General features: G+C 63.7%; 12 protein-coding genes. 3 read left to right on the top strand and 9 right to left on the bottom strand.

Going from position 1 to position 17,544, the window contains the following annotated elements:
- Position 1: 1 nt before the first annotated feature.
- Positions 2–934, top strand: coding sequence for a phosphatidate cytidylyltransferase (locus AB7M33_RS12850; protein WP_027595453.1), 933 nt, complete (start codon positions 2–4; stop codon positions 932–934).
- Positions 935–1,038: 104 nt separating this feature from the next.
- Here AB7M33_RS12850 and AB7M33_RS12845 read toward each other — a convergent pair whose 3' ends face one another.
- On the bottom strand, positions 1,039–1,188 hold the full coding sequence (locus tag AB7M33_RS12845) for a DUF3077 domain-containing protein (protein ID WP_454244219.1): 150 nt from the start codon (positions 1,186–1,188) through the stop codon (positions 1,039–1,041).
- A gap of 87 nt (positions 1,189–1,275) precedes the next feature.
- On the opposite strand from AB7M33_RS12845, the gene AB7M33_RS12840 reads away from it, so the two are divergent.
- The gene (locus tag AB7M33_RS12840) at positions 1,276–1,620 is read left to right on the top strand and encodes a cupin domain-containing protein (protein ID WP_003251579.1); all 345 of its coding nucleotides are present in this window, start codon (positions 1,276–1,278) and stop codon (positions 1,618–1,620) included.
- Between the two features lie 234 nt (positions 1,621–1,854).
- Here the strand turns inward: AB7M33_RS12840 and mmsB are convergent, their stop codons facing one another.
- Positions 1,855–2,742 carry a 3-hydroxyisobutyrate dehydrogenase gene (gene mmsB, locus AB7M33_RS12835; RefSeq protein ID WP_027595454.1) on the bottom strand — a complete coding sequence of 296 codons (888 nt, stop codon included), beginning with the start codon at positions 2,740–2,742 and terminating at the stop codon, positions 1,855–1,857.
- A 10-nt stretch (positions 2,743–2,752) separates the two neighbouring features.
- The gene (locus AB7M33_RS12830; protein WP_454242933.1) at positions 2,753–4,279 is read right to left on the bottom strand and encodes a CoA-acylating methylmalonate-semialdehyde dehydrogenase; all 1,527 of its coding nucleotides are present in this window, start codon (positions 4,277–4,279) and stop codon (positions 2,753–2,755) included.
- Positions 4,280–4,411: 132 nt separating this feature from the next.
- Between AB7M33_RS12830 and AB7M33_RS12825 the strand changes: the two genes are divergently transcribed.
- The gene (locus AB7M33_RS12825; protein WP_099430457.1) at positions 4,412–5,362 is read left to right on the top strand and encodes a LysR family transcriptional regulator; all 951 of its coding nucleotides are present in this window, start codon (positions 4,412–4,414) and stop codon (positions 5,360–5,362) included.
- Between the two features lie 410 nt (positions 5,363–5,772).
- Here AB7M33_RS12825 and AB7M33_RS12820 read toward each other — a convergent pair whose 3' ends face one another.
- The 6 genes from AB7M33_RS12820 to recC form a co-directional block, all read right to left on the bottom strand.
- Positions 5,773–6,261 carry an OmpA family protein gene (locus tag AB7M33_RS12820; RefSeq protein ID WP_027595459.1) on the bottom strand — a complete coding sequence of 163 codons (489 nt, stop codon included), beginning with the start codon at positions 6,259–6,261 and terminating at the stop codon, positions 5,773–5,775.
- Positions 6,262–6,265: 4 nt separating this feature from the next.
- The gene (locus tag AB7M33_RS12815) at positions 6,266–7,534 is read right to left on the bottom strand and encodes a diguanylate cyclase domain-containing protein (protein ID WP_454242932.1); all 1,269 of its coding nucleotides are present in this window, start codon (positions 7,532–7,534) and stop codon (positions 6,266–6,268) included.
- On the bottom strand, positions 7,531–8,097 hold the full coding sequence (locus AB7M33_RS12810) for a YfiR family protein (RefSeq protein WP_099430460.1): 567 nt from the start codon (positions 8,095–8,097) through the stop codon (positions 7,531–7,533). The genes AB7M33_RS12815 and AB7M33_RS12810 overlap by 4 nt, the downstream gene beginning before the upstream one ends.
- A gap of 78 nt (positions 8,098–8,175) precedes the next feature.
- A complete protein-coding gene (recD, locus tag AB7M33_RS12805; RefSeq protein ID WP_265970010.1) occupies positions 8,176–10,251 on the bottom strand; it encodes an exodeoxyribonuclease V subunit alpha in 2,076 nt (691 codons plus the stop codon).
- The gene (recB, locus tag AB7M33_RS12800) at positions 10,248–13,925 is read right to left on the bottom strand and encodes an exodeoxyribonuclease V subunit beta (RefSeq protein WP_454242931.1); all 3,678 of its coding nucleotides are present in this window, start codon (positions 13,923–13,925) and stop codon (positions 10,248–10,250) included. The genes recD and recB overlap by 4 nt, the downstream gene beginning before the upstream one ends.
- The gene (gene recC / locus AB7M33_RS12795) at positions 13,922–17,404 is read right to left on the bottom strand and encodes an exodeoxyribonuclease V subunit gamma (protein ID WP_454242930.1); all 3,483 of its coding nucleotides are present in this window, start codon (positions 17,402–17,404) and stop codon (positions 13,922–13,924) included. The genes recB and recC overlap by 4 nt, the downstream gene beginning before the upstream one ends.
- Between the last annotated feature and the right edge of the window lie 140 nt (positions 17,405–17,544).

Raw genomic sequence — 17,544 nt, 5'->3', positions numbered from 1 at the left:
CATGGACGACAATACCCTTTCGCTGTTCGCCGGCATCGGCGCCCTGCTGCTGCTCGCCAGCGTGATCGGCCGCCTGCTCAAGTGGCGTGCCGGCCCCGCGCCGCATGCGGTGATCGACAACCTCAACGCCCGCATCAACGCCTGGTGGGTGATGGTGCTGGTGATCGGCATCGCCTTCCTGTTCGGCAAGTACGGCGTGATCGTGCTGTTCTACGGCGTGTCGTTCTATGCGCTGCGCGAGTTCATGACCCTCACCCCGACCCGGCGCAGCGACTACCCGGCGTTGGTGGCGGCGTTCTATGTGGCGCTGCCGGTGCAGTACGTGCTGATCGCCATGGACTGGTATGGCTTGTTCAGTATTTTCATCCCGGTGTATCTGTTTTTGCTGCTGCCGATCCTTGCCAGTTTCGGCGGCGACACCACGCGCTTTCTCGAGCGCGCGTCAAAGGTGCAATGGGGGCTGATGATCGCGGTGTATTGCGTGTCTTCGGTGCCCGCGCTGATGACCCTCGACATCCCCGGGTTCGAGGGCCGCAACCTGCTGCTGATCGCCTGGCTGATCCTCGTGGTGCAAATCAGCGACGTGCTGCAATACGTGTGCGGCAAGCTGTTCGGCAAACGCAAGGTGGCGCCCAACCTGTCGCCCTCGAAAACCCTCGAAGGCCTCGTCGGTGGCGTGGCACTGGCCACACTGATCGGCGCCCTGCTGTGCTGGATCACCCCGTTCAACTTCTGGCAGGCGGCACTGATGGCCCTGACCGTGAACGCCATGGGTTTCTTCGGCGGGCTGGTCATGTCGGCGATCAAGCGTGACCGCGGGGTGAAAGACTGGGGGCACATGATCGAAGGCCACGGCGGCATGCTCGACCGGATGGACTCGGTGTGCTTTGCGGCGCCGGTGTTTTTCCACTTTGTGCGGTATTGGTGGGCTTGAGAAAGATGCGCCTCTTCGCGGGTAAACCTGCCCCCACAGGTGCAACGCCAATCCCTGTAGGAGCGGGTTTACCCGCGAAGAGGCCGGCCCAGCCGACCCATAGCTCAGCCTTCTAACCCCTGCGCCGCATCATCCAGCAATGCTTTGGCCATACCACTCAGGTAGTGCGCCGCCCACATCAAGTTGCCCCCGCCCTGCTCCGCCAGGGCCGACTCCAGTGTCAGAGCTGCCGCTGATCCACATAGCGCAGTCAGGCACCTGGACGTCGAGCCCAGGCAACTGCGGCGCGGCCAATGGCCCTATGGTGTCGAGTCATTCAGCCAGTCACCAGGAGTTGTGCCATGTCCGATTTCATCACCGTCCTGCGCGAAACCTGCCCGACGCCGGTCGTGGACGCCACCAAGTGGAAGCGCATCGGCGGCGATCCGCACACCGTCAACCTGAACGCCTACCTGTCGGCCGACGGCAGCAAGATCATGGGTACCTGGATCTGCACCCCGGGCAAGTTCGAGGTCAACTATGACAAGTGGGAGTTCTGCCACTTCCTCGACGGCTACTGCATCATCACCCCGGAAGGCGAAGAGCCGAAGCACCTGAAAGCCGGTGATGTATTCGTGATCGAACCTGGTATGAAAGGCACCTGGGAAGTGGTCGAAACCGTGCGCAAGTACTTCGTGTTCGCCTGATTCCTTAGGCTGCAAATCCCCCTGTAGGAGCAGCCTTGCGCTGCGAAAGGGCCAAACCAGGCATAGCAATTGTGTTGCCTTGGTTGGCCTCTTCGCAGCACAAGGCTGCTCCTACAAGAGGCATTCAAGCCTGCACGTTCAGGGCAAAAAAAATCGCGGAGCAGGTGCCCCTCCCTCTGGTGCGCAGTTACAGAGGGAAGGCCGCCTGGCCCGCGATGAAATACACCTCGCTCGTCAATCCTGCTTGCGGTATCCCTCGACGATGGCCGAGAAGTCTTTACCACCCTCCCCGCGCAGGCTCATTGCCTGATACAGCTGCTGTGCCACGGCACCCAAAATCACCGGTTGGTGCGCCTGGCGTGCAGCTTCGGTAGCCAGCCCCAAGTCTTTGAGCATCAATTCGGCACCAAAGCCGCCGGTGTAACCGCGTGAAGCCGGTGCGGTCTCGATGATGCCAGGCCACGGGTTGTATGTGTCCGAACTCCAGCAACGCCCGGTCGAGCTGTTGATGATGCCGGCCAGCACCTTGGTGTCGATGCCCAGCGCGTTACCCAGGGCCATGGCCTCTGACACGCCGATCATCGAGATGCCCAGCAGCAGGTTGTTGCAGATCTTGGCGATCTGCCCTGTGCCGACCTCACCACAGTGCACGATGTTGCGGCCCATCTGCTCCAGCACCGGTTTGAGCGTGGCAAACAGCTCGGCACTGGCACCGACCATGAAGGTCAGGGTGCCGGCCGCCGCGCCGCCCGTACCTCCGGACACCGGAGCATCGCCCATGTCGACGCCCTTGGCCGCTGCGGCCTTGGACACCTCGCGGGCGGTCTGCGGGTCGATGGTGCTGCAGTCCACGGTCGGCGTGCCGGGGCGTATGCCCGCCAGCACGCCATCATCGTTCAGGTAGACGCTGCGCACATGGGCTGCGGCCGGCAGCATGGTGATCACCAGCTCACTGTTGGCCGCCGCTTCCTTGGGTGACGGGCTGACCTGCCCGCCCAGTTCGGCGAGCTCGGCCAGCACGGTCTTGTTCAGGTCAAACAGGTTCAGCTGATGCCCGGCCTTGATCAGGTTGCGGGCCATGGGCGCGCCCATGTTGCCCAGGCCGATGAATGCAATACGCATGGCGAACTCCTTAGCGCAGGCTGATGGTGGTGTTCACACCGTCATTGACGCTGTCATCATCGAACCAGCGGGCGGTGACGGTCTTGGTCTGAGTGTAGAACTGCACCACTTGCTTGCCGTAAGGGCCGAGATCACCCAGCTTGGAGCCGCGCGAGCCGGTGAAGCTGAAGAACGGTACCGGTACCGGGATCGGGATGTTGATGCCGACCTGGCCGATGTCGATCTCGCTCTGGAACTTGCGTGCAGCAGCACCGCTCTGGGTGAACAGGCCGGTGCCGTTGCCGAACGGGTTGCTGTTGACCAGGGCGATGGCTTCATCGAGGGTGTCGACTTCCAAGGTCACCAACATCGGGCCGAAGATTTCCTGGGTGTAGACCTGCATGTGGGTTTTCACCCCAGAGAACAGGGTCGGGCCAACGAAGTTGCCTTGCTCATAGCCCGGCACCGTGACGCCGCGGCCATCGAGTTCGAGCTTGGCGCCTTCCTTGATGCCGCTTTCGATCAAGCCCAGTACCCGCTCCTTGGCCCGCTTGGACACCACCGGCCCGACATCGGTGCCCGGCTCGGAGCCGGCATTGACCTTGAGCTTGCTCGCGGCCTCTTTGATGTCCGGCAGCCACTCGCGGGCCTTGCCCACCAGCACCGCCACGGAGGTTGCCATGCAGCGCTGGCCGGCAGCGCCAAAAGCCGCGCCGACCAGGGCGTTGACGGTTTGGGTGCGGTTAGCGTCAGGCAGCACCACGGCGTGGTTCTTCGCGCCCATCATCGACTGCACGCGCTTGCCGTGCTGGCTGCCCAGGTTGTAGACGTGGGTGCCGACTTCGGTAGAGCCGACGAACGAGATCGCCTTGATGTCTTGATGGGTGCAGATCGCATCCACTACCTGCTTGCCGCCGTGCACCACGTTGAGCACACCGGCCGGCACGCCGGCTTCCAGCGCCAGCTCAACCAGCATCATGGTCGACAGTGGGTCCTGCTCGGAAGGCTTGAGCACGAAGGTATTGCCGCAGACGATGGCCATGGGGAACATCCACAGCGGGATCATGGCCGGGAAGTTGAACGGGGTGATGCCCGCGCACACGCCGATCGGCTGGCGCAGGGTGTAGGTGTCGACGCCACCGGCAACGTTCTCGGCGAACTCGCCCATCTGCAGGGTGCCGATCGAAGCGGCGTGCTCGACCACTTCCAGGCCGCGGAAGATGTCGCCTTCGGCATCGGCGAGGGTTTTGCCCTGCTCGGCGCTGAGGGTTTGGGCGATGCGTTTGGTGTGTTCGCGGATCAGCGCCTGCAGCTTGAGCATGATGCGCATGCGCGCGCCGATTGGGGTGTCACGCCAGGTCTTGAAGGCGCGATGGGCAGCGGCCACGGCAGCGTCGACTTCCTCGACGGTGGCGAACGGCACCCGCGCCAACACTTCTTGGGTGGCCGGGTTGACGATGTCGCGCCATTCGGTGGTCTTGGATTCGACCCATTGGCCATCGATCAGCAGCTTGACCTGCGCGACCTTGGTCTGGTCGGGGGATTGAGGTGCGTTCATCTGGGTTCTCCTTGGAATTATTGTCGGGTCGAGATCGCCAGCGCCGTGCAAACGCGAGGTGGCGTCCTGGGGCTTTTTTCGAGTATAGATGTGCAAACATCCAACAAGAACGCACAAAAAAACCGGATCATCATGCAAAAAGACCTCACATCCCTGAGCGCGCTCAACTGGGACGACCTGAAGTTCTTCCTCGAAGTGGCCCGCACCCGCAAAGCCAGTAGCGCCGCCAAGCGCCTGAGCGTCGACTACACCACGGTGTCACGGCGCATCACCTCGCTGGAGGGTGCGCTGGGCACGTTGTTGTTCGAAAAATCCCGGACCAACGGCTTCGTCCTGACCGCCGAAGGTCAGCGCCTGCTGGGTTATGCCGAGTCGATCGAAAGCACTTTGCACATGGCGTGCGAGCAGGTTTCGGGGTCGGGCGTGGCGTTGTCGGGGCATGTGCGCATGGGCTGCACCGAAGGCTTTGGCAGCTTCTTCGTCACGCCGCAACTCAGCCACTTCGTCGATGCGTATCCGGCCATTTCGGTGGACATCTTGCCGTTGCCGCACTTCATCAGCCTGTCCAAGCGCGAGGCGGATATCGTCATCGCCCTGGAACGCCCTGAACACGGCCCCTATGTGTGCTGCAAGCTGTGCGACTACCGGCTGCGGCTGTACGCCACCCAGACATACCTGGATAACCACGCGCCGATTCGGCAGGTCGGGGACTTGGCGAAGCACCCGTTCATTAGTTATGTGGATGACCTGGCGTTCAGTTCGGAGCTGTTGTACCTGGCCAACCTGATTCCCAATGCCAACGCGCATTTGCGCAGTACCAGCGTGATTGCCCAGTACACCGCAGCATTGCAGGGGCGTGGGCTGGCAATCTTGCCGTGTTTTCTGGCGGCGCAGGACCCGCGGCTGGTAACGGTGTTACCGGAGGAGATCGAGGTGACGCGGCAGTTTTGGATGTATTGCCGGGAGGACTTGAGGAAGCTGAAGCGGATAACCCTGTTGTGGGATTACATTCGCGAGGTGACCGAGGCGAATGCGCCGTTGTTGATGGGCGAGACCCGCGAAATGCAGTTTGCTCAAGGGTAGATCGACAAGGAGTCAGGGAGCCCCATCCTAACCAGTATTAGGCTCTGTACGAAAGTTCTTGTGGGAGCGGGCTTGCCCCGCGATGGAGTGCGAAGCGCTCCTATACCCGATATCAAATAGTGCAAAGACGCCGAGAATTCAGGCTTTGCTGCCGCGTTGCGGCAGATCGCGGGGCAAGCCCGCTCCCACAACGACGGATGACCATACTTTTCGTACAAAGCCTAACAGGGGGGGTTGTAACTAAAGCCGATACACAACTTGGAACAATCGCCACCGGGGCCCACATCAAGGCCCCATGGTTTGCGACATTTCTCTCTTTGCCTAGTCGACAGTGGCGAATGCGCCGCGAAATGCGGTTTGCTCAGGGATGACGCCGCCCTCAGCCACAGCCCCGTACAGGGTGGGTCTGTTCAGTAGGACGCCACGATAATCGATACGCGTCGATTTTCGGTGCGTCCGGCGCTGCTGCGGTTGTCCGCCACCGGCTGGGTGCTGCCCAGGCCGCGGGTCTGGATGTTCTGCGCGGGCATGCCGACGCCGATCAGCGTTCTGGCCACGCTCTGTGCGCGGCGCTCGGACAATTGCTGGTTATAGGTGGCCCTGCCCGACGCATCCGCGTGGCCATCCACCCGCACGCGTTGGAGACCTACGCCCAGCAACGCTTTGCCAATTCGCTCGACGATCGCCTGGCTCTGGCCATTGAGGCTGTCCAGGTCACTGCCAAACAGTACCTTGCCGGACAGGTCAAACGCCCAACCTTCATCAGTCGGGGCAAAACCTTCACGCTTGAGCACAGCGATTTGCTCAGCAGTTAGCCCCTTGGGTGTGGTCTGGCAACCGGTAAGTGCCAGCATGGCGAGCAGCAACGCCCAAAGGGGAAAACGCAAACGATGAATCACGGGTTCAACTCCTGTTCTTGATTTCGGTGGCGGACCGTTCCGTCTGCGCCACTTGCCAATGGCCACGGTGCTTACGCTTGGCCTGGTACATTGCCGCATCGGCGGCGTCGAGAAGGCTGGCAGGGTCAGTGCCATCCTGGGGGTAAAAGGCAATTCCGACACTCAGCGAGGTGGCAATGCTGCTGCCACTGTCCAGCTGTACCGGCAGTTTCATGCTGGCGACGATTTTCTCGGCGATGAGTTCGGCGTCTGAGCGCGACTGCAGCGGTGTCAGCAACACCGCGAACTCGTCGCCGCCCAGGCGCGCCACCAGGTCATGCTCACGCAGTTGGGCGCGAATGCGGTCGGCCACGCTGATCAGCACTTCATCACCCACGGCATGGCCGAGGCTGTCGTTGATCTGCTTGAAGTGGTCACTGTCGAGGAACAGCAGCGCCAGATGATCCTGCTGCCGCGCAGCGTTGCGCAGGCTGCGGCTAAGGCGGCCTTCGAAAAAGGCGCGGTTGGGCAGGCCGGTCAGGCTGTCGTGGCTGGCCTGGTGAGCGAGGGTCTGGTTTTCGCTCTGCAGGTGGCTGTGCCACACCTCCAGTTCATCGAGCAAGGCGTTGAAGTCGTTACTCAGCTCGTTAAGCTCGGCAATCGGGGCTTCTGGCACGCGGCGGTCGAAACGACGTTCACGGCGGGCAGCATGGGCAACGCTGGCCAGGGCGCGCAATGGGCGAACGATGTCGCCGAGCAGGCGCCGCGACAAATACAGGGCGATGACGGCGCTGAGTACCATGCACAACAGGATCCCGCCCAACCCGCCGAGCAGGAACAACAACAGGCTACGGCCTTGGCCAATCAGTTCGATATGCCCGACCTTTTGCTGCTGGTGAATGATCGGCAGGTTGACCGGCTCGTCCAGCAGCGCGGTGGCGACCTGGGTTTCCAAGTGCGCGAGCATGCCGCTGTCGTTGCGTTGCCAGTGGGCCAGTTGCTCGCCTTCATTGTTGAAGACCTTGGCGTCGGCCACCTCTTCGGTACTGGCAATCAGTGCCAGCGCCTCACTGGCCGCAACGCTGTCGTCGAACACCACGGCGGCTTCGACGGTGTAGGTGATCGAGCGGGCGATAAGGTGCAGGTTGTGGTTGGCATAGACCTGCAGGGCAAGCACGCCCAGCACGGTCAGCGAAATACCGACCAGGCCCACGGCGAGCAGGGCGACGCTTAGGTGCCCACGGCCGAGCACTGAACGCAGGGTCGGGCGAATACGCCTGTTGGTCGTTTTCATGGCTGCGCACCTCGGCGCCGCGACAATTGCAGCACACTGGGGTGGATGCGTACGCCGGAACGGGCCACGGAATCGAGGTTCACTTCAAAGGCCACCTGCTGATCGCTGACCCGCAGGCAGAACAGGCTGCCGACCGTACACGGGTCGTCGGCCTCACTGATGCTCAGCACCGGGTGGCCGCTGACACGCTGGAACAAGCGGTCGCGCTGGCCCTGATCGAGTTTACCGATGTAGATGGCATCACAGGCCTGGGCAACCTGCGCATCGTCCGCCAGCAGCCGACGCACCTGCAGCGGCCGCCCGGACTCTTGCACATGGCCCTTGATCAAATCGTCTGCGTATTCGGTGGGGCCGATCAGGCACAGGCGCAGGGGCGTAGGCTCGACGGGCCAGCGGGCGTAACTGAAGATCCCCAACACCACCTGGGTGACAGCCTTGGCACGTTGCTGTGCCTGCACAGCGGTTGCTGAGGTTTCCGCCCAGGCAGGGCCTGCCAGTAGTAACAGGACCGCCAGCAACAGCGAAAGCGTACAGCGTGTCACTCGCCTTCCGGCCACGGTCATGTGGGAAATCTCTCGAAGTCCTTTCAGATGTTGGCGCAACGATAGCACATGGCCGCCAATCGTACCTGGCGGCCAGTGTCAGACCTGTTCGAGCATCAGGCCGGAAATGCGCCGCACCTTGCGCGACACCGCCTCCTCGAAGATGCCCTGCCGTGGTTCGATCAGGCTGAAGCAATGCTTGGCGCGGGTGATGCCGGTGTACACAAGCTCCTTGGTCAGCACCGGGTTAAGGGCGTCCGGCAGCACCAGGGCGGTATGGCTGAACTCCGAGCCCTGGGACTTGTGCACCGTCATGGCGAACACGGTTTCCACTTCGTTGAGCCGGCTTGGCAAGACGAAACGTACCCCACCGTTGCCGTCGTTACGCGGGAAGGCAACCCGTAGCAGGGGCTCGCCCCGCTCGTCGGGCAGGCGCAAGGCAATGCCGATGTCGCCGTTCATCAGGCCCAGGCCATAGTCGTTGCGGGTCACCAGCACCGGCCGGCCCTCGTACCAAGGCTGCTGAGCGTCGATCAGCCCGGCGTTGTGCAGCACCCGCGCCACCCGTTCGTTAAGGCCTTCGACACCCCATGCGCCCCTGCGTACCGCGCACAGCAGCTGGAAGTCCTCGAAACTGTGCAGCACCTTGCTTGCCCATTGTTCCCAGAGCGGGTCATCGAACGCGGTGGCCGGAGCCGGCCGATAGCGCCCCAAGGTCCGCAGGTAGCTGCGATAGCCTTGAGGCCCTTCTGCGCCGCGGTTGAGGCCGTCGAGCAGTAGACGGTCGAAGGCCCGATCGTGTTCGTTCTTCAGCGCCAGGCCGTTGACATCCGGCGGTGGCATCGCGAGCAGATTACGCGCGGCATGGGATTCCTGACGGTTGACCAGCCGCGCCAACTGCCCAATCCCGCTGCCTTCGCCGAAGCGCCGGGAGAAACGCAGCATCACTACCTGCTGGGCCAGCGGATTGCGCTGCGCATCACCGGCTTTGAGACCGCTGCCTTCCAGCGACTGGCCACCAATCTGCTCCAGCCACGCCTGGGTCGCGGGTGAGTAACAGCCCTCTTCGGCATCCCGGCACAGGTCGCCCAATACCGCCCCCGCCTCGACCGAGGCCAACTGGTCTTTGTCACCCAGCAGGATCAGCCGTGCGCGGGGTGGCAGGGCATCGAGGAGGTTGGCCATCATCTCCAGGTCGATCATCGAGGCTTCGTCGACCACCAGCACGTCCAATGGCAACGGGTTGCCCGCGTGATGACGGAAATGCCGCGACCCGGGGCGGCTGCCCAGCAGCCGGTGCACGGTGCTGACCTCGGTGGGGATCTGCCCGCGCACGGCTGCGCTGACTTGCAGGCGCTCGACCTGCTGGCCAATGGATTCGGTCAAGCGCGCAGCGGCCTTGCCGGTCGGCGCGGCCAGGCGAATACGCAGAGGCCTGCCCTGCTCCACCGCCGGGGCCTGCAGCAAGGCCAGCAGGCGCACCACCGTGGTGGTCTTGCCGGTGCCAGGGCCGCCGGTGATGATGCTGAAGCCGGCGCGGGTCGCCAGGGCGCACGCAAGCTTTTGCCAATCAACCTGACCGGCCAGGGCACCCGCGTCGAACAGCTGTGCCAGGCGCGCCGGCAAGTCAGCCGGTGCGGCTTCATCCTGGCTCAGGCGCTGGCGCAAGTTCTGGTCGATGCGCCGTTCGTAGTTCCAGTAGCGGCGCAGGTACAGGCGCTCGCCGCTGAGCACCAGCGGCCGTGCCTGCTGGCCTGGCGTGTCGCCAGCGGCCACCAGTGGGCTGGCAGCGATGCGCTGGCGCCAGGCCTGAAGGTCCAGGTCTGCAAGCAGTTGCGAAGGCAGCAGCAAGGGGCCGATCAAGGCGTCGCCTTCTGGCGGCAGCGACAGCGCAAAGTCCGGTTCGGCCAGGGTTTGCTGCAAGTCCAGGCAGACATGGCCGTGGCCCAGCTGATGGCTCGCCAGGGCAGCCGCCAGCAACAGCAAGGGGTCGCTGCCCGGGGCACGCTCTTCGAGAAACGACACGAACGCGCGGTCGAGGGCTCGCAGCCAGCCACGCTCGACCCAACGGTCCAGCAGTTGCAGCAGGTCAGCGCTGACACGCTGCGGCGCCAGGGCCAGCAGGTGTTCGGCGTGCAGCGGCGTGGGCAGCAGGTCGGTGAGGGTTCGGCTCATGGCGCGGCTCCGGCAAACAGGTCCTGCTGCGTGGGTGCATGCTCGCCACGGAACAGCGCATCGAGGGCTTCTATCAGTGCCCGCGGCGGCTTGACGAAGTACACGCCATGACCGCTGCTGTTGGCACCGCGCAGGAAGATGAACAGGGCGCCGCCGACATGGCGGTCGTAATCGTAGTCAGGCAAGCGGGCGCGCAGTTGGCGGTGCAGGGCCAGCAGGTAGAGCACGTACTGCAAGTCGTAACGATGCTCGAGGATGGCCTTTTCCATGGCCTGGCTGTCGTAGGACTGGATGTCCGGGCCCAGCCAGTTGGATTTGTAATCGGCCACGTAATAGCGCCCGTCCAGCTCGAAGGCCAGGTCGATGAAGCCCTTGAACATGCCGTTGAGCAGCGTCGGCTGTGCCGCCGGCCGCGCCTGGCCTGGGTGCGTATAACGCGCCACCAGTTGATCGAGCTGTTCGGCGTCGACCTGATGGCTGGCGAACCAGAATTCCATTTCGATCTGGTAGTGACGCAGGTGCGCCAGGGTGAGGCTTGCGTCGTGGGCCAGGACAGGCAGCGGTTCGTTCAGCAACTGGCGCAGCCACGGCGTCAGCGTCGGGATCCAGCCAGTCCAGTCACGGCGATTGCAGCGCTGCCCGACCGTGCGCTCGATCAGCTCGGGGTTGCCGCTGACTTCGGCGAAACCTTCTCGGCCGGCCCATTCCAGCAGGCCATGCAGGAAGGTGCCGGGGTTTGGCCCGCGTGGGAAGCGGTGGATATCCCCCCCTTCAGCCGGCACCTCGCGCAGCAGTTGCGCATCGAGGACTTCGTCATCCAGAAGTTGCTGGGCCTGTGAGCTGTCGGCACCGAGGGTCTGGTCCCCGACGCGCAAGGCACTATAGGACGCAATCCACCAGTGCTCGGCGGCCGCTCGCCGGGGCTTGCGCGCGGGCAGCAGCTCACGCTCGGCGTGCGGCGTGCGATACAGCTGAACGTCGGCCAGCGGCAGCGGCGGGCACTCAATGTACGGGCAGCTTGATGCCAACGCCTGCAGCCAGTCCGCCAATTGCCCGGACCCGGTCAACGCAAGGCCACCGCCAAGCAGGTAACCGAGGGCTGAGCGGTGCAGTTGCGAGCTCTTCTGGTTGCCGCGCTTGAGGTCGGCGACGCCAAGCCAGCAGGCATGCTGGGCGCGGGTCAGGGCCACGTAGAGCAGACGCAGGTCTTCGGCCAGGCGCTCGTCGTCGGCGCGGGCGATCTGTTCCTGGTCAGGGGTTAACGTCAGGTGCGCGTTGCCTTGGCTGTCATGCCAGGCCAAGGGCAGGCGGGTACCGTCCACGGGCTTGCTGGTGCAGATGAACGGCAAGTAGACCAAGGGGTATTCGAGGCCCTTGGACTTGTGGATGGTCACCACTTTGACCAGTTGCTCATCGCTCTCCAGCCGCAGGATCTGTTCTTCACCGGCCTGACCGGAGCTGGCCAGGTGTTCGGCCAGGTGACGAATCAACGCTTGCTCGCCATCAAGCTCGCCCGCCGCCTGTTGCAGCAGCTCGGCCAGGTGCAGCAGGTTGGTTAGCACACGCTCGCCGTCACTGCGGGCGATGAGCGTGCGCGGCAACTGGAAGTCGTGCAGCAGGTGGCGCAGCATCGGCAACACACCTTGGCGCTGCCAGGTATCGCGATAGCGCCGAAAACGCATGACCCAGTCTTCCCACACCCGTTCGTCCTGGTTCAGCTTGTCCAGCGCCGCCAGTGACAGGTCGAGCGTAAGGCTGGCCAGCGCGGCCTTGAGCAGGCGCTCCGAATCCGGCTCGGCGCAGGCCTTGAGCCAGGCCAGCAGGTCATGCGCCTCTTGGGCGGCGAACACCGAGTCCTTGTCGGACAGGTACACGCTGCGCACCTCACGCGCGGCCAGTTCGGCACGGATCATCTGTGCCTCGTGGCCGTCGCGCACGAGAATGGCGATATCCGAAGGCAGGCAGGGACGCAGTTCACCTTCGCCGTTGCGGAAACCCGCCGTACCCTGCTGCCCGCCGTTGAGCAAGGCGACGATATGGCTGGCGCAGCTGGCAGCCAGGTGCTGGCGGTAAACGCTGCTCGATATCGGCTCTTCGCTCTGCAGGTGCCAGCATTGCAGGGCTGCGCTTGGCTGGCCGTCCACCAGCAGGTGCTCGCTACGGCCTTTGGCGCGGACCTCGATGAAGGGCAACGGGTTGTCTTGCGCTTCACGGAACAGAAACGCCCCTCGCCCCTCGCCTCTGGCCTCGGCCTGGAGAAACACCTGGTTGACCGCCGCGACCATGGCCTGGCTCGAACGGTAGTTGGTGTCCAGGCTGTGCAGACGCCCGGTGGTGGCGCGCCGGGCGGCGAGGTAGGTATAGATGTCGGCACCGCGGAAGGCGTAGATCGCCTGCTTGGGGTCGCCAATCATGAACAGCCCGGTTTCAGAGCGGTTCTCGCTGATCTGGTAGATCCGCTCGAAAATCCCGTACTGGACCGGGTCGGTGTCCTGAAATTCGTCGATCAGCGCTACCGGGAACTGCTCACGAATCAACCCGGCCAGGCGCTCGCCGGCCTCACTGGCCAAGGCATGTTGCAGCCGCAGCAGCATGTCGTCGAAGCCCATCTCGGCGCGCCGGCGCTTTTCCACTTCGAAGCGCGCCGACACCCAGCCAGCAGCGTGTTCAAGCAACTGCGCATCCGGGCTGGCGAGGGCCTGCAACTGTTGCTGCAGCGTTTGCATGGCGTGCAGCCCGGGGTGATCGGGTGGCTCCCCAGACTTCCACGCCTCGGCCATGCCCGCTGGCGTCAGGCGGGTGAAGCCGGTGCCAAGATCGAGCTCGACGGCCTGCTCCTCGCCGGCCCAGGCGCACAGCTTGTCGAACCAAGGTTCAAAATAGCGTGCCTGCATCTTGCGCCCGTCGGCCTGCTTGGCGGCCACGGCATCGCGGCAGATCTGCCGCAGCTCATCGGCCCATTGTGCCCAGGGCGCCTTGAGCGCAACCAACTGCTCGGTGCGTTGCCCAAGCGCGGTTTGAATCAACGCTTCGGGCGCTTGCTCGTCCTGCTGTGCCCGTACCCGGCCGAACAGCGGGCGAATCCGCGGCAACAGCGCGTCGGGGCTGCCCCAATGCCCACGCACCCAAGCCAGGGCCTCACCTTGCATGCCATAGCAGAACCGGCGCCAGTAATCGCGCATGACCTGGCCCAGCAAATCGCTGTGATCGGTCTCGAGTGTTTGAGTGAACAGGCTGCCGCTGTCGAACGCGTGCTCGCGAAGCATGCGCTGGCACCAACCGTGGATGGTCGACACCGCGGCTTCGTCCATCCATTGCACGGCGATTTCCAGGCGGCTGGCACAACGTGGCCAAGCCTCCTGCGGGTAATCGTCGCGCAACTGGTGCAGCAGTGGGTCGGCAGCGTCAAGCTCGCCACGGAAGAACCGCGCCGCCTCGGCCAAGCGGGCGCGGATACGTTCGCGCAGCTCTTTGGTGGCGGCGTCGGTAAAGGTCACCACCAGAATCTGCGGGGGCAGCAGTTCACGGCCGAAGGCCTGTTCGCCCCCGTGCCCGAGGATAAGCCGCAGGTACAGCGCCGAAATGGTAAACGTCTTGCCGGTACCGGCACTTGCTTCAATCAGCTGGCTGCCGTGCAAGGGGAAACTCAGTGCCAGGGGACGGTCCTGGGTCATGCGCCACTCTCCGGGTTGCCCAGGGCCTGCCAGGGTGCGTTGAACAAGGGGCGGTACAGGGTTTCGCACCAACCTTCAAAGGTTTCGTCGGCGGTGAGCGCGGCGAAGTCACGGAACTGCCGCGCCAGGGCGATGCTCTCGCTGCGCTCGCCAAAACTGTTGCGCTCATCGCCTTCATAGGCGCGAGCAGCCGCGGCCAGCGCTTTGTCGGCATCGTCCTGGGCCAGCCAGGCGAAGGCCGTTTTGGCCGCCACCGGCAGCGGCGCATTCATGGCGGCCTGGCGGGCAACCAACAGGTCGCCGAGCAATTGCGCCGCCTGGTCTTGCGGTAAAGGTGCCAGGAGCAAGGTCAGGTCACTGGCCACCAGCGCACTGTTCAGCGGATAACCCGCAGCGCAGGCAGCCAGGTGCATGACCCAGGGTGCGATCAACCGGTGCCATTTATAGTTGTTGCGCCCGGCACTGATGGTGTTCGGGACGGTGGTGATGCTTAGCAGGCTTTGATCATCAGCCTGGTAAACCCGGCCTAGCCAGCCTTCCAGCCGGTGCGTGCCCTGTGCGTAATGCACAGGCAATGCGCCTTCGACCAGGTGTGGCCAACGCTGCAACAACTGACGATGGCGTTGCAGCAGGTCAGGCAGCGGCTGAATCAGATCGGCCTGCAACAGTGCGCCAAAACCGGCAAGCGGCAACACGCCACACGCTTGCAGGCGGCGTGCCTGCACCTGCAAGGCCTGCTCGGCATTCGCCGGGTCGGCCAGCGCGGCATTCAACAGGGTTTCACTGGCGCTGTAGCGTTGCAGCGTATCGAGGACGAACGGCTCTTCATCCGGGGTCGGCGCCTCCAGGGCCTCGAAGAACACCTTCAGGCGCTGGCTGAAGAAGTGCCGCACCGGGTGGCGAAGAAAATCGTTCAGCTGCGTCAGGCTCAGTGCTTCGTCGTCGACATAAGGAGGCAAAGCCGGCTCGACCTGCGTGGCGTCCTGCCCTTGCCGATGCAGCAGCTGCCATTCATGGGCGAAGCTGAACAACGGGCTGCCCTTCTGGAAGTAGCGCGGGCTGAACGGCTGCAGCGGGTGCTCCTGGGTCAAGGCGTGCAGCAAGCGTTCATCCGGCCCTTGGCCTGGCCCGTCCTCTGCACCGGCCAAACGCCAGCCGGCAGCCACATGATCACGCAACTGGCCGATCAGCACCGAGGCGGGGCGCTCGCTGTTGTCGCGGATGCTGCGCCCGACCCAACTGACATAAAGCTGATCCCGTGCCGACAGCAGCGCTTCGAGCAACAGGTAACGGTCATCTTCACGGCGCGAGCGATCACCGGGGCGGTAGTCGCTGGCCATCAGGTCGAAGTCCAGCGGCTGCTGGGCGCGTGGGTAGTCACCATCGTTCATGCCCAGCAGGCAGACCACGCGGAACGGGATGGCGCGCATGGGCATGAGGGTGCAGAAGTTCACCGACCCCGCCAAGAAGCGCTGGGACAGCTTGCCTTGGTCAAGACCCGACAACCACGCTTCGCGGACCACCGTCAGCGGTAGCGCGTCTTGCAGGCCGACGGTTTCGCACACTTCCAGCCAGGCGTCGCGCAGGTCCTGCAACTGCATCAGCAGAAACTCGTCGTGCTCACCTTCGGCCAGGAAAAACACCTGCAGCAAGGCATTCAAGCGCTCGCCCCACTCGGTGACGGTCGCCGGCTGTGCCAGTGCCTGGCAGGCCACCTCAAGGGCGTCCAGCAGGGCTACCAAGGGGCCGATCAGTGCCGCATCGAGGCCGCCGATTTCGTCATAGGGTTCAATGCCATCACACCCCTCACCCACACCTACGGCATAACCCAACAACATGCGCCGCAGGCCGAAACGCCAGCTGTTCTGTTCCAGGCCTTCAGGCAAGCCGAGGCTGGCCCGTTGCTCGGCGTTCAGGCCCCAGCGGATACCGGCACCTTCGATCCAGCGATGAAGCGTGGGCAAATCGCTTTCACGGATACCGAAGCGGGCCCGTACTGCCGGCACGTCCAGCAGGTCGAGCACTTCACTGACCGCAAAGCGGCTGTCTGGCAGCTTGAGCAGGTGCTCCAGGGCAATCAGCAAGGGCTCTCGACCGCGCTGGCCTTGGTCGGTGAGGGTGAACGGGATGTAGCGTGGGTCGTTGCGCTGCAATTGGCCGAACACGGCGCGGATATGGGGTGCATAAGTGTCGATTGCCGGCAGCATCACGATCACATCGCGCGGGCGCAGCGTAGGATCGGCGCTGAAGCGGGCCAGTAACTGGTCGTGGAGAATTTCCACCTCGCGTTGCGGGCTGTGCGCGACATGGAAGCGCATCGAACGGTCCTGCGCGAGGTCGACTTGCGGCCAGCGTTCGCGGGTTTCGGCAAGTGGACGCAGTTCGAGGATGTCATCCTGCAGTTGGTTAAGCAGCGTGGTCGGCGAAGCTTCGCTGAACAGGTCGATGCGCCCTTCGCTGAATACGCCGCGGTAGCTGCCGGGGTCGTCATAGCTGTCGAGCAGGTTGATGTAATCACGGCCCTGCTTGCCCCAGGCGGCCAGCAGCGGATGAGCATGCTGGTGTAGCGATTGGTCATCCAGCAGGAGCGGCATGCCTTGCTTGCGTTGTTGGCGTTTGTACTGATGCCGCAGCAGGTCTTTGTCGGCGACGATATCAGCCCAGTGATGGCGACACGGGTTGTGGACGCAAAGCAGTACCTGGCTGAACCGGGCAAGCCCCGCCAAAGCCTCCAATGCTTGCGCTGGCAGGGAGGAGATACCGAACACGATCACGCGCGATGGCAGGCCGACAGGTGCCTGCTCCAGGCTGTTGATACGCTCGATGAACCGTTGATGCACACCTGCACGGCTTTGCGCCATGCCCTGCTCGCCGACATCGTCCAGCAGCGCCCGCCACAATTCGGCCTGCCAGCGATTGCCAGGGGGCAAGGGTTTACGCTCGCCACGGGCGGTATTGAGGATGTGCTCGCCGGCAGCCCAGTCCTTGAGCCAGTCGGCTCGGTAGACTTGGTACTGGTCGAACAGGTCGGCCAGGCGCTCGGCAAGCTGGTAACGCTTGCGCAGGTCGCTATCGTCGGTGAGAAAACGGCGCAGGGGCTCGAAATGCGGGCGCTCGATCAACGCCGGAAGCAGGCGCATGAGGCGCCAGGTCAGCGGTGCTTTGTCGAGCAGGGAAACTTCGGGGATCTCATCGCGGCCCAGCACTCGTCGGTAAAGCTGCCACATGAAGCTACCGGGCAGTTGCACATCGATCGCGGCGGCAATACCACAGCCGCCTAGGTCACCTTCTTCAGGGTCTTCAGCCAGCGCCAGTTTTAGCCACTGGGCGATGCCGTTGCTCTGCACCAGGGCGATTTCATTTTCCAGTGGCGCTAACGGGTAACGCCGCATCCAGCTCACCACCAAGCTGCGCAAATCGTCGAGGCGGTTGCCATGTACGATCATGAAGCCGGGATGGAGGGCGGTGGTGTTGACCATTGAGCATTCCCTGGAAGCGGTGGGTTCTGATGCGGAACCATATCACGGGGCATGCCCGGGGTTATGGCGGGCATGGCGACAAATCTTTTCCAGCCCAAAAGACAAAACCCCTACCTGCTTGCGCAGATAGGGGTTTTGCG

It is taken from the genome of Pseudomonas sp. Y3 TE3536, assembly GCF_053629175.1.
This window is presented reverse-complemented; position numbering and strand designations above follow the sequence as displayed.

Coding starts and splice junctions, on each gene's coding strand:
- AB7M33_RS12850 (WP_027595453.1), top strand. CDS start 2: ATGGACGACAATACCCTTTCGCTGTTCGCCGGCATCGGCGCCCTGCTG.
- AB7M33_RS12840 (WP_003251579.1), top strand. CDS start 1,276: ATGTCCGATTTCATCACCGTCCTGCGCGAAACCTGCCCGACGCCGGTC.
- mmsB (WP_027595454.1), bottom strand. CDS start 2,742: ATGCGTATTGCATTCATCGGCCTGGGCAACATGGGCGCGCCCATGGCC.
- AB7M33_RS12830 (WP_454242933.1), bottom strand. CDS start 4,279: ATGAACGCACCTCAATCCCCCGACCAGACCAAGGTCGCGCAGGTCAAG.
- AB7M33_RS12825 (WP_099430457.1), top strand. CDS start 4,412: ATGCAAAAAGACCTCACATCCCTGAGCGCGCTCAACTGGGACGACCTG.
- AB7M33_RS12815 (WP_454242932.1), bottom strand. CDS start 7,534: ATGAAAACGACCAACAGGCGTATTCGCCCGACCCTGCGTTCAGTGCTC.
- AB7M33_RS12810 (WP_099430460.1), bottom strand. CDS start 8,097: ATGACCGTGGCCGGAAGGCGAGTGACACGCTGTACGCTTTCGCTGTTG.
- recD (WP_265970010.1), bottom strand. CDS start 10,251: ATGAGCCGAACCCTCACCGACCTGCTGCCCACGCCGCTGCACGCCGAA.
- recB (WP_454242931.1), bottom strand. CDS start 13,925: ATGACCCAGGACCGTCCCCTGGCACTGAGTTTCCCCTTGCACGGCAGC.
- recC (WP_454242930.1), bottom strand. CDS start 17,404: ATGGTCAACACCACCGCCCTCCATCCCGGCTTCATGATCGTACATGGC.